The organism is Amorphus orientalis (genome assembly GCF_030814015.1).
Taxonomy (GTDB): Bacteria; Pseudomonadota; Alphaproteobacteria; order Rhizobiales; family Amorphaceae; genus Amorphus; species Amorphus orientalis.
The window spans coordinates 454,269-466,911 of record NZ_JAUSUL010000001.1 but is presented as its reverse complement, the minus strand read 5'-3'; the positions used below and the strand labels follow the sequence as shown (position 1 = coordinate 466,911).

Here is a 12,643-nt window from a genome sequence, read left to right as displayed (position 1 = left end):
AGGAGGACACCATGGCACGCCCCGACAAGCGCCGTCCCGGCGACTGGCTGTCGACGGACCACGAGGCGATCCGCAAATGGATCGAGAACCTCAAGGCGAAGGCGGCCGGAACCGATCCGGGCTCCTACATCCAGCCGATCAAGGACCTGCAGCAGGTGGTCGCCCGCAACGGCCTTCTGACCGCGGCGACCGAGGCCATGTTCGTGGAGGCCATCGCCTACGCCAGGGACCAGCCGACCGGCGCCCCCGCCGTCACGAGCTGGGACGAATTCCTCAAGCTCCTGAACGCGGTGATGACCACGTCGCCGGAGTTCATGGTCGACAAGGGCAGCGACGAGGCCCAGGGGCTGGTCGGCTTCCCGATCAACGCGCTCCTCGACTGGCCGATGGGCACGGCGGCCGGCGTCACCGTCTTCCAGGACGCCGAGTTCAACGCCGCCTTCAAGAAGGTGCTGACCCACTGGGGACAGTTCCTGACCACGGAGCCCTCCCGCTACGTGCTGGCCGAGGGCGATCCGTCGTCCGACCCGCCGACCATCGCGTGGCTCAGCGAGCCGGCCCGCAAGCAGATGATCGCGGTCGCCCAGCAGCCCTTCTCCGATCCGCCGAAGGATCAGACCCTGGAGAACATCTTCGCCGTCCCCGATCCGTCCGACACGGCCTATCTCGGCTACACCTCGTGGGACGATTTCTTCACCCGGGTGTTCAAGGAGGGCCAGCGTCCCGTCGGCGACGCGCCGGTCGTGAACGCCTGCGAATCCGCGCCGCTGCAGGTGAAGACCGGCGTGGAGCTGGAGGACAACATCTGGGCCAAGGGCCAGCCCTATTCGCTCACCGACATGCTGAACGGCGATCCGCTCGCGCAAGAATTCGCCGGCGGCACGGTCTACCAGGCCTTCCTGAGCGCGCTCAGCTATCACCGCTGGCACAGCCCGGTGGACGGCACGATCGAGAAGGTCGTGAACGTCGACGGCAGCTACTATCTGGAAAGCCCGTGGGAGGGCATCTACTCCGACGATCCCGACCCGTCGGCGCCCAACGCTTCCCAGCCCTTCATCACCTCGGTCGCCACCCGGGCGATCATCTTCATCCGCGCCGCCGATCCGGCGATCGGGCTGATGGCCATGGTGCCGGTCGGCATGGCGGAGGTGTCGAGCTGCGAGGTCACGGTGACCGCCGGCGACAGCGTGAAGCGCGGCGATCCCGTCGGCATGTTCCATTTCGGCGGCTCGACCCACTGCCTCGTCTTCCGGCCGGGCGTGGAACTGGACTTCCACGTCCCCGTCACCGACGCGCCGAACCTCAACGCCACCAACGTGGCGGTGCGATCGGATCTGGCGAGTTTGAAGGGGAGCTGAGGTCGCGGCGCCCGCCCCACTCTCCGCTCATTCCGGCGAAAGCCTGAATCCAGAGCATCGCTGCAAGCGCTTTCGATGTGGCTCTGCATCTCGAGTTGATGCCGGGATCTTAATTTCGGCCGGGCCGCCTCACTACCGAGTTTATGTCAATTCCGGTCACCCTATACAAATAATAAAATCATTCGACACATAAAATCCAAACCAAAAAATCGTTGATCAAAAGATAATAAATTTTCTTAAACAAAATCCGGAACTAAATCGATGACTATACTAAGCGTCACTGGGTTATTGCTCGACTTAGTTGGAGTTCTGATGCTCGGTGTGGATTTGGTACGGATCCAGAAGAATTTGAGACGCACCGCTGAGAATCGGCAAGCCGCCCTCAGCGAGGTAGTGGACGAGTCGGGGAGTATAGAATCCTTCGTTCGAGAAATATCCGCTGATTTTCGCGAAAACTATTACGACGAGGGCCTCTCAATCCCAATTCGCGGCACATTTGATTACGAGGCTGCTGAGTACAGCCATAATGAAATGAAGGGCGCTATTAGTAACGTGGCCGACAACCTTGTTGTTGTCGCGCGACTGATGGCGGCTTCTATAGAGGAAGATCGCAAAACAGCCAGCATGTCCCTTATTATCAGCTACACCGGCCTCGCTTTGATCATTGTCGGCTTTGCGTTACAGATCGCCAGTTACTTCGCGTGAAGGACGGCTGGATCACTTCCCCCTCACGCCGAGTGCGCTTGGTTTTCTTCCCGCTCACGCGAACTCGCTCCGCTCGCCGCTGCGCGGTGCGCGCCCTGACCGGGCGGCGCGCAGTCGCGCGCTGGTGAGTGCTATCCGGCGACGCTGAGGTCTTGCCCTCCGCCACCGACTCCAATCTCCGCTCATTCCGGCGAAAGCCGGAATCCAGGGCTGCACGCCGCAGCTTCGGAATTTGACCGCCCTGGACCCCGGCTTTCGCCGAGGTGAGCGGCTGAGGGCAGGTCAGTCGGACAGAAACGAAAAACGGCGAGCCCGAAGGCCCGCCGTCTTCCAAATCAAAAATCGTCCGCGCCCGCGCAGCCGCGAGCGTGAGCTCGCTGGCGTGAGCGCTTAGTTTTTCTTGACGCAAATCCGGACGGAAAACCGGTTCCCACTTTTCCTGGATTTGCTCAGAACGCCAGCGCCTTCACCTGGGTCACCAGCGGCAGCGCGTTCACCGCCTTGAGCACGTCCTGGCTCGCCGGCTCGTCGATCTCCACCAGGCAGATCGCCTCGCCGCCGCGGGTGTCGCGGCCGAGGTTGAAGGTGGCGATGTTGACGCCCGCCTCACCCAGCGTGGTGCCCAGGCGGCCGATGAAGCCCGGCTTGTCCTCGTTGGTGACATAGAGCATGTGGGTGCCGAGCTCGGCTTCCATGTTGATGCCCTTCACCTGGATGACGCGCGGCTTGCCGTCGGTGAAGACGGTGCCGGCGACCGAGCGCTCCTGGCGTTCGGTGATGACCGTCAGCCGGATGTAGTTCTCGTAGGCGCCGCGCTGCTCGCGGCGGACTTCCTCGACATTGATGCCGCGCTCGCGGGCGATCGCAGGCGCCGAGACCGCGTTCACGTCCTGCAGCAGCGGGCGCATCAGGCCGGTCAGCGCGGCAGAGGTCAGCGCCCGGGTGTTCATCTCCGCGACGTCGCCCTCGTATTCCAGCCGCACGCCCTTGAGGCCGCTTTCGGTGAGCTGGCCGGCGAACGAGCCGAGCTGCTCGGCGAGCTTGGCGAACGGGGTGAGCCGCGGCGCCTCTTCCGCCGAGATCGACGGCATGTTGAGGGCGTTGGTGACCGCGCCGGTCAGCAGATAGTCGGCCATCTGCTCGGCGACCTGCAGGGCGACGTTCTCCTGGGCCTCGCTGGTGGCGGCACCCAGATGCGGCGTGCAGACCAGGTTCGGCGCGCCGAACAGCACGTTGTCCTTGGCCGGTTCCTCGACGAACACGTCCACGCCCGCGCCCGCAACCTTGCCGGAATCGAGTGCCGCGCGCAGGTCTTCCTCGACGACGAGACCGCCGCGGGCGCAGTTGATGATGATCACCCCGTCCTTCATCTTCGCGATCGCGGCCGCGTCGACGATGTTGCGGGTCTTCTCCGTCAGCGGCGTGTGCATGGTGATCACGTCGGCGCGGCGGAACAGCTCGTCGAGCTCGACCTTCTCAACGCCCAGCTCCAGCGCCCGGTCGACCGACAGGAACGGATCGAACGCAACCACGCGCATGGACAGGCCGATGCCCCGGGCGGCCACGATCGAGCCGATGTTACCGCAGCCGATCACACCCAGCGTCTTGCTGGTGATCTCGGTGCCCATGAACTTGTTCTTCTCCCACTTGCCGGCCTGGGTGGAGACGTCGGCGGCGGGGATCTGGCGGGCGACGGCGAACATCATCGCGATCGCATGTTCGGCGGTCGTGATGGAGTTGCCGAACGGCGTGTTCATCACGATCACGCCCTTCTTGGTCGCGGTCGGCACGTCGACATTGTCGACGCCGATGCCGGCGCGGCCGATGACCTTCAGGTTGTCGGCCTTCTCCAGAAGCTTGTCGGTGACCTTGGTGGCGGAGCGGATGGCGAGGCCGTCGAACTGGCCGATCATCTCAGCCAGCTTGTCCTTGTCCTTGCCGAGATCCGGCTCGTAGGTGACCTCGATGCCGCGATTCTTGAAGATGTCGACGGCAGTGGGCGAAAGCTTGTCGGAAATCAGGACCTTGGGAGCCATGTCGGGCGTCCTTTCATGTGCGTGCGCAGCGGAGGCCGGGCGGAAAGGCCCGGTCGCGCGAGGGAGATGAACTGTCGGAGAAAGGGCCGCCGGCGAACCGGCGGCCGGAGAAAGTCCGCTCAGGCGGCCTTCTGGAACTCGGCCTTCTCGGCCTCGAACGCCCAGTCGAGCCAGTGGGTCAGCGCCTGGAGATCGGCGGCCTCGACGGTGGCGCCGGCCCAGATCCTGAGACCCGCAGGCGCGTCGCGGTAGGCGCCGATGTCGTAGGCGACGCCTTCCTTGTCGAGCCGCGAGACGATCGCCTTGGCGAAGGCGCCCTGCTCGTCCTCGGAGCGCCCGGCGATCGCCGGATCGACGATCTTGAGGCAGACCGAGGTGTTGGAGCGGATCGCCGGATCGGCGGCCAGGAAGTCGACCCAGTCGGTCCTGGCGACCCAGTCGGCCAGCACCGCGGCGTTCTTGTCGGCGCGGGCGAACAGGCCCTCCTTGCCGCCGATCGAGCGCGACCAGGCGAGCGCGTCGAGATAGTCCTCCACGCACAGCATCGAGGGCGTGTTGATGGTCTCGCCCTTGAAGATGCCTTCGTTGAGCTTGCCGCCCTTGGTCATGCGGAAGATCTTCGGCAGCGGCCGCGGCGGCGTGTAGTTTTCCAGCCGTTCCACCGCCCGGGGCGACAGGATCAGCATGCCGTGGGCCGCTTCGCCGCCGAGCACCTTCTGCCAGGAGAAGGTCACCACATCGAGCTTGTCGAAGGGGAGGTCCTGGGCGAACGCCGCGGAGGTGGCGTCACAGATGGTGAGGCCGGCGCGGTTGGCCGGGATCGCGTCGCCGTTCGGCACGCGGACGCCGGAGGTGGTGCCGTTCCAGGTGAACACCACGTCGCGGTCGAAATCGATCTCGGAGAAGTCGACGATCTCGCCGTAGCCCGCCTTCAGGACCCGGCAGTCGTCCAGCTTCAGCTGCTTCTGGGCGTCGGTGACCCAGCCTTCGCCGAAGGATTCCCAGGCGACCATGTCCACGCCGCGCTCGCCGAGCACGGACCACATGACCATCTCCACGGCGCCGGTGTCGGACGCCGGGACGATGCCTACTCGATAGTCGGCCGGCACGCCGAGAATCTCGCGCGTGTCTTCGATCGCCTGAAGGAGTTTGGATTTCCCGATCTTGGCGCGATGCGAGCGCCCGAGGGCCGCATCTTTGAGAGCTTCGAGCGACCAACCAGGCCGCTTGGCGCAAGGACCGGACGAAAAATTCGGATTGGCCGGACGCACGTCCGGCTTCTGCATTGTGCTCATTTTGGAGCTACCCTTCCAGATAGTCGCCCCTCGTTGGGGAGGGGTGTCCCGCCGATGGGGATACTGGAAGTCGGGGGCCTCTGCAAGCCGCTTCGCGGCCGCCACGCCAGCCAGGGGCAAGCCCGTCCGGCCCAAGCCGTTGATGCGTCGGAAGGAATGTCAGATCCAGGAATCGAAGTGATAGATCGCCCAGATCACCTCCAGGATCAGGGCGAAGCCCACATAGATCATGTGATAGGTGCGGCTGCGGATCCACACGGCCGCCACCGCGCCGGCGGCGAGCATGGCCTGGCGCAGGGGATAGATCGGCCCCAGCGAGCGGAAATAGTCCGCCCCCTTCAGGTTGGTGTCGATCACGTCGATCACGAACAGAAGCGCCAGCAGGCTGAAGAACCATTTCTGCCGCGAATGAAAGTAGGTTTCGAAATCCTCGTAGTCGTGCAGTTCGTCAGGATCGAGCAGCGCCGCGAGAAAGAAATAGATGCAGGCATACAGGATCAGGAAGAAATAGACGGCGAACGTCCACCGGTCGAGCCAGGAGAAGCGGAACTCGAACCACCAGAAATGGACCACCGCGAGGATCAGGAAGAACGACCACGCGATGTGGACGGAATAGATGTCGTCACGGTTCGGATGCTGCACGAAGCGGGCGAGACGGTTGAGGATGCGCGCGACGGACAGGCCGACCACCATGCCCATGATGATGCGCACATGGCTGTAGTATTCGGGATGAAATCCGGTCGCTTCCAACAGCCTTCCTTCCGGATTCGTCCCCCCTCCGGCGGCGCGCGAGGTGTCCCCGCTACTGGAGCGGGGTCGGGGTCTCGCGCCGGTCGGCCCAGATCTCCTCGTCGATCTGTCCGGCGAGTTCGGGATAGGACGCCGCGTGGAACCGGGGGACCTGGCCCTCCCGCTTCTGGGCGAAATAGTCCCGTGTCAGCTTCACCACGGTCCCGGACAGGAGCAAGATCGCGATCAGGTTGATCGTGGCCATCAGCCCCATGGAGGCGTCGGCTGCGTTGAACACGGTCGCGACGCTCTGCACGGCGCCCCAGATCACCATCGCCAGCACCGCCAGCCGCAGCACCGACAGCGGCACCTTGTGGCCGAGACCGAGGAAGGTCATGGCGTTCTCGGCATAGGAGTAGTTGCCGATGATCGAGGTGAAGGCGAAGAAGAAGATCGCGATGGCGATGAAATAGTTACCGAACGCGCCGACCTGCGAGGCCATCGCGTCCTGGGTGAGCTCCGTCCCGGTGATCCCCGAACCGGGCTCCAGCACGCCCGACAACAGGATCATGATTGCCGTCGCGGTGCAGATCAGGATCGTGTCGATGAACACGCCCAGCGCCTGGACGAAGCCCTGCGAGGACGGATGGTGCGGGTCCGGCGTGGCGACGGCGGCGATATTCGGGGCCGAGCCCATGCCCGCCTCGTTGGAGAAAAGGCCCCGCTTCACGCCGTTCAGAAGTGCGGCCATGACGCCGCCGGTGACGCCGCCCGCGGCCTCTTCCAGCCCGAAGGCACTGGCGATGATCGTCCACAGCGCGTCCGGCACGGCCGAGTAATTCATGACCAGGATGACGATCGCCATCAGCAGATAGGCCGCCGCCATGAACGGCACGATGATTTCCGCGACCCGGGCGATCTGGCGGATGCCGCCGAAGATCACGATCCCCGAAATCGCCGCGATCACGACGCCGACCCCGAGCTTCGGCACGTTGAAGGCACCTTCCATGGCCTCGGCGATCGAGTTCGCCTGGACCGCGTTGAAGACCAGGCCGAACGACAGGATCAGGCAGACCGAGAAGATCGCGCCGGCCCACGGAACGCGCAGCCCCCGGGCGAGATAGAAGGCCGGTCCGCCGCGATACTGTCCCTCGTCGTTGCGGATCTTGTAGAGCTGGGCGAGCGTCGATTCCGAATAGGCGGTCGCCATGCCGACCAGCGCCACCATCCACATCCAGAAGATCGCGCCCGGGCCGCCGAGGGTCAGCGCGACGGCGACGCCGGCGAGATTGCCGGTGCCGACCCGCGAGGCGAGGCTGGTGCACAGCGCCTGGAACGGCGTGATGCCCGACTTGTCGCTCTCGCCGGTGCCCAGCACCGCCCGGAACATCTCCGGAAAATGCAGGAACTGGACGAAGCCCAGCCGGATCGTGAAGAAGACCCCGACGGCCAGAAGCCCGTAGACCAGGACATAGCCCCAGAGGATCGAGTTCACGAAGTCGATGATGGCTGACATGCGTCGGTCCTCTTGCGCGGGAAATCGGTCAGGCGCGGAGAGGCTGCATCATCGGGAGGGCTGTGGACCGGTCCCGCGCGCGATCCCGCGCAAACCGTCTCCCCCCAAGGACGTCGACCCGAACTCCGATCCCGAGCCTAACCCTGCCGGGCGAAGACTGCCAAGACCTTTGACCAATTGAGGAAAAGGAAACGGGAACCGGGTCCGTCAGGGATCGGTTCGGCGATCGATTACGTGAGCAATGTCTTGCGTTCGGACCGGGGCCGGCCCTAACGGAACAGGAACCGCACGCCCAGCCGGAATTCGTGATCCTCCAGCCGGTCCAGGGAGATGTGGCTTCCGTCGGCGGCGCGTCCGCTTTCCGCCGAGCCGAGATTGACGTAGCGGTAGCCGGCGTCCAGCTCGATCCGCTCCGACACGTCCATGGTCACGCCGGCGGCCAGAGACCAGGCGAAGCCCCACTGGGACCGGTCGGGATAGGACTGCCCCCCGCCGCCCGCGGCAAGCCCGCTGACGGACTCGACCGACACGTTGGCGATGCCCAGACCGCCGCCGGCATAGGGGCGGATCCAGCTTTCCGGCACGAACTCGGCATAGGCGTTGGCGAGCACGGCGGTCGTCGACGTCGATCCGGACACGGTACCTGCCGCTCCGGCGCCGTCGGTCGCCGCCGCGCTGAAATTCCGGCCCGGCGTGTGGCTGACGGTCACGTCGCTGCGGAACCAGTTGGAAAACCGGTAGCCGACGCCGCCGCCGAAGGTGACCTGGCCGTCGATGGAGCCGCCCTCGGTGGCGGTGAGCCCGGCCGGCGCGGCCACGATCGACACGCCCGGAGACGGCGAGAAGGCCCCGCCCACGTCGAGGCGGACATAGGCGCCGCGGCGTTCCACCTCGTCGGGCAGGATGTCGTCGGTATGCTGCAGACCGGTCTCGGCCGTCTGGTCCGCGTCGGCGGCCCAGGCCGGCGATGCGAGCACGGCGAGACCGAGCGCGATCGGGCCCAGATACTGATACGAGCGGCGGTGCATCACGCCTCCTTCACCCACCGGCGGAGTTTCCGGACGCATGTCCAGGCCAGGCGGAAACCGGTTGGCCGTCCGGACATGCGCCGAAACAAAGGGTCCAGCGGCGATCCCCGAATCGCGCTGTCACCAGTCACTTTGGCGAGGAGGGCGTTAAGCGAGCGTTAACCGTGTCCGTTAACCACGATGGACGGGGATCGACGGCGGACGGGCGCCGACACCCGGACCGCTCCGGACGCAAAAACGGCCCGGCTGGGCTGCCGGGCCGATCGATCGGCGCACTCGGTTGGAAGGCCGGTGGACCCGTCGCTACGCCGCCTGGGTCACGGCCGTGGCGATGTCGTCGACCACCGACTGGACCAGGATGGCGTCGTCGCCCTCGCCCATCACCCGGATCAGCGGTTCGGTGCCGGACGGGCGGATCACCAGCCGGCCGCCGTTGCCGAGCCGGCCGCGGCCCTGGTCGATCGCCTTGATGACGATCTCGTCCTCCAGAGGCTTGCCGCCGTTGTAGCGCACGTTCTTGAGGATCTGCGGCACCGGCTCGAAGCGGTGGCAGACCTCCGACACCGGCTTGCCCGTCGCCGCCACCACCGACAGGATCTCGAGCGCCGCCAGCAGGCCGTCGCCGGTGGTCGAATAGTCGGCCAGCACGATGTGGCCGGACTGCTCGCCGCCGAGATTGTAGCCGTTGGCCCGCATGTGCTCGACCACGTAGCGGTCGCCGACCTTGGTGCGGGCGAGCGACAGGCCGAGCCCGTCCAGATAGCGCTCCAGGCCGAGATTCGACATCACCGTTGCCACGACGCCTGGCGCGGCGAGCCGGTTGGCGTCCTTCCAGGACGCGCCCAGCACCGCCAGAAGCTGGTCGCCGTCCACCGGGCGCCCCTTCTCGTCGATGACGATCAGCCGGTCGGCGTCGCCGTCCAGCGCGATGCCGATGTCGGCGCGGACCTCCGCCACCTTCGCCCGCACCTGGGCGAGCGAGGTCGAGCCGCAATCCAGGTTGATGTTGGTGCCGTTCGGCTGGTTGCCGATGGCGACCACCTCGGCACCGAGTTCCCACAGCACTTCCGGCGCGACCTTGTAGCCGGCGCCGTTGGCGCAATCGACCACCACGCGCACGCCGTCGAGGTCGAGTTCGCGCGGGAAGGTGCGCTTGATGTACTCGATATAGCGGTCGTGCACGCCGTCGAGGCGCTGGGCCCGGCCGATATCGGCGCCGGTGGCGAGCCGCCGCGACAGATCCTGCTGCATCAGCTCCTCGATCTGCTTTTCCGCGTTGTCGGAGAGCTTGTAGCCGTCGGGGCCGAAGATCTTGATGCCGTTGTCGTCGAAGGCGTTGTGGGAGGCGGAGATCATCACGCCGATGTCGGCCCGCAGCGACCGCGTCAGCATCGCCACCGCCGGGGTCGGCATCGGCCCGAGCAGGAAGACGTCGACGCCGACGGCGGTGAAGCCGGCCACCAGGGCATTCTCGATCATGTAGCAGGACAGCCGCGTGTCCTTGCCGATCACCACCCGGTGCTGCTGGTCGCCGTTGGAGAGCGCGAGGCCGGTCGCCATGCCGACCTTGAGCGCGACGTCGGGGGTCATCGGCCAGCGGTTGGCCTGTCCGCGAATGCCATCGGTGCCGAAGTAGGTACGCATATGCTCAGACTTCCTGTGTCCCACTTGAAACGTGGCGCGCCAATCGGGCGGCGGGGCAATGGATATCGCGAGAGAGCGGCGAATGTCTTGCCGCGCGCTTCAAAATTTGTGGGCGAATGTTACAGGACGGTTACGCGTCTGGCGACAGTCGGCGCCCGGCGGGCGCTGACCCGCAACGAAAAAGGCCGGGCTTCTACCCGGCCTTTCGCATTTCATGTCGTAGCGCGTGGAGCCCGCTCAGCCCTGCGGCTGGGGCTCCAGGCCGCCGGGCTCCTCGCCCCGGTCGCGGTCGTCCTTCTCCTTGGAGCCGCCGGTCGTCGGCACCGTGGCGACGCGCGGGCCCTTCGGCGTGTCGTCCATGCCTTCGCGCACGGGCGGCTTGCCGTTGAGCAGGTCGCGGATCTCGTCGCCCGACAGGGTCTCGTACTCCAGGAGGCCCTTGGCGACGATGTGCAGCTCGTCCAGGTGCGACTTCAGCACGGACTGGGCCGTCTCGTAGCCGTCGTTGACGAACCGCTTCACCTCGCTGTCGACCCGCTGCTGGGTCTCGTCGGAGACGTGCTGGGAGCGGGCGACGGAGTGGCCGAGGAAGACCTCCTCCTCGTTCTCGCCATACATCAGCGGTCCGAGCTCGTCGGACATGCCGTACTGGGTGGCCATCGCCCGCGACAGCTTGGTCGCCATGCGGATGTCGGCGGAGGCGCCCGACGTCACCTTCTCGTGGCCGAAGATCAGCTCCTCGGCGACGCGTCCGCCCATGGCCACGGCCAGATCGGCCTTGCACTTGGCCCGGGTCAGCGAGAGCTGGTCGCGCTCGGGAAGCCGCATCACCATGCCCAGCGCCCGGCCGCGCGGGATGATCGTCGCCTTGTGGATCGGATCGGAGGCCGGCATGTGCAGCGCGACGAGGGCGTGGCCCGCCTCGTGATAGGCGGTCAGCTTCTTCTCTTCCTCGGTCATGACCAGGGTGCGGCGCTCCGCGCCCATCATGACCTTGTCCTTGGCGTCCTCGAATTCCTGCATGGTGACCAGACGCTTGTTGCGCCGCGCCGCCATCAGGGCCGCCTCGTTGACCAGGTTCATCAGGTCGGCGCCCGCGAAGCCCGGGGTGCCGCGCGCGACCGTCTTCAGGTCCACGTCGGGGGCCAGCGGCACCTTGCGCACGTGCACCTTCAGGATCTTCTCGCGGCCGACGATGTCCGGGTTCGGCACCACGATCTGCCGGTCGAACCGGCCCGGGCGCAGCAGCGCCGGGTCGAGCACGTCCGGACGGTTGGTGGCGGCGATCAGGATGATGCCCTCATTCGGCTCGAAGCCGTCCATCTCCACCAGGAGCTGGTTGAGGGTCTGCTCGCGCTCGTCGTTGCCGCCGCCCAGACCGGCGCCGCGATGGCGGCCGACCGCGTCGATCTCGTCGATGAAGATGATGCAGGGCGCGTTCTTCTTGGCCTGCTCGAACATGTCGCGGACGCGGCTGGCACCCACGCCGACGAACATCTCCACGAAGTCGGAGCCGGAGATGGTGAAGAACGGCACGTTGGCCTCGCCGGCGATGGCGCGGGCGAGCAGCGTCTTACCGGTGCCGGGAGGGCCGACCAGGAGCACGCCGCGCGGGATCCGGCCGCCGAGCCGCTGGAAGCGCTGGGGATCGCGCAGGAAGTCGACGATCTCCTGCAGGTCTTCCTTGGCCTCGTCGACGCCGGCCACGTCCTCGAACAGGACGCGCCCGTGGGCCTCGGTCAGGAGCTTGGCCTTCGACTTGCCGAAGCCCATGGCCTTGCCGCCGGCACCGCCCTGCATCTGGCGCATCAGGAACAGCCAGATGCCGAGGATCAGGAGCATCGGGAACCAGGTCGCGAGAATGCCGAGCAGCGAGAAGCCGTCATTGGCGGGCTTCGCGGTGATCGCGACGCCGCTGGTCTCCAGCTTGTCGATGTAGTTGGCGTCGTTCGGCGCGTAGGTCTGGAACGATCCGCCGTGATTGTACTGGCCGCTGATCTGCTGGTCCGTGATCGTGACCGACCGCACGTTGCCCTGGTTCACTTCGTCCAGGAACTGCGAGAAGGCGATCTCGGACGAATTGGTGCGCTGGCCCGGGCTCTGGAAGAGCTGGAACAGGGCGATCAGCAGCAAGCCGATGATCACCCAAAGCGCGAAATTGCGAAACGTATTGTTCATCACGGCCCTTTCGAAGCCCACGGCCAGTCTTCAGGTCGCGGCTGGGATCAGATCCGGACCGGCCGCCTACCAGCCCGGAAGATAGGGTTCCGGCCGCCCGGTGCCAAGCCGGATCGCCGTTTATCGATGCGTCATGCCCGCACGGGGTCCAGCC

9 protein-coding genes are annotated in these 12,643 nt (G+C 66.0%); 2 read left to right on the top strand and 7 right to left on the bottom strand.

Annotation, left to right across the window (positions count from 1 at the left end; translation table 11 throughout):
* The first annotated feature begins 11 nt into the window (after positions 1-11).
* Positions 12-1,358 (top strand): phosphatidylserine decarboxylase family protein, encoded by a 1,347-nt coding sequence (locus J2S73_RS02105; protein WP_306883765.1) that lies wholly within the window; start codon positions 12-14, stop codon positions 1,356-1,358.
* 312 nt (positions 1,359-1,670) lie between these two features.
* A complete protein-coding gene (locus J2S73_RS02100; protein WP_306883764.1) occupies positions 1,671-2,063 on the top strand; it encodes a hypothetical protein in 393 nt (130 codons plus the stop codon).
* Between the two features lie 449 nt (positions 2,064-2,512).
* Here J2S73_RS02100 and serA read toward each other — a convergent pair whose 3' ends face one another.
* From serA to ftsH, 7 genes are all read right to left on the bottom strand, one after another.
* Positions 2,513-4,099, bottom strand: coding sequence for a phosphoglycerate dehydrogenase (serA, locus tag J2S73_RS02095; protein ID WP_306883763.1), 1,587 nt, complete (start codon positions 4,097-4,099; stop codon positions 2,513-2,515).
* A gap of 119 nt (positions 4,100-4,218) precedes the next feature.
* Entirely contained in the window at positions 4,219-5,394 is a 1,176-nt protein-coding gene (locus J2S73_RS02090) for a phosphoserine transaminase (protein ID WP_306883762.1), read from the bottom strand.
* Positions 5,395-5,553: 159 nt separating this feature from the next.
* Positions 5,554-6,144, bottom strand: a complete 591-nt coding sequence (locus tag J2S73_RS02085; protein WP_306883761.1) for a hypothetical protein — start codon at positions 6,142-6,144, stop codon at positions 5,554-5,556.
* A gap of 52 nt (positions 6,145-6,196) precedes the next feature.
* Positions 6,197-7,639, bottom strand: coding sequence for an alanine/glycine:cation symporter family protein (locus tag J2S73_RS02080; RefSeq protein WP_306883760.1), 1,443 nt, complete (start codon positions 7,637-7,639; stop codon positions 6,197-6,199).
* Between the two features lie 269 nt (positions 7,640-7,908).
* The gene (locus J2S73_RS02075) at positions 7,909-8,667 is read right to left on the bottom strand and encodes an outer membrane protein (RefSeq protein ID WP_306883759.1); all 759 of its coding nucleotides are present in this window, start codon (positions 8,665-8,667) and stop codon (positions 7,909-7,911) included.
* A 303-nt stretch (positions 8,668-8,970) separates the two neighbouring features.
* Complete coding sequence (gene glmM / locus J2S73_RS02070; RefSeq protein ID WP_306883758.1) at positions 8,971-10,311, bottom strand: phosphoglucosamine mutase; 1,341 nt, start codon at positions 10,309-10,311, stop codon at positions 8,971-8,973.
* 237 nt (positions 10,312-10,548) lie between these two features.
* Positions 10,549-12,489, bottom strand: coding sequence for an ATP-dependent zinc metalloprotease FtsH (ftsH, locus tag J2S73_RS02065; protein WP_306883757.1), 1,941 nt, complete (start codon positions 12,487-12,489; stop codon positions 10,549-10,551).
* Positions 12,490-12,643 lie beyond the last annotated feature (154 nt).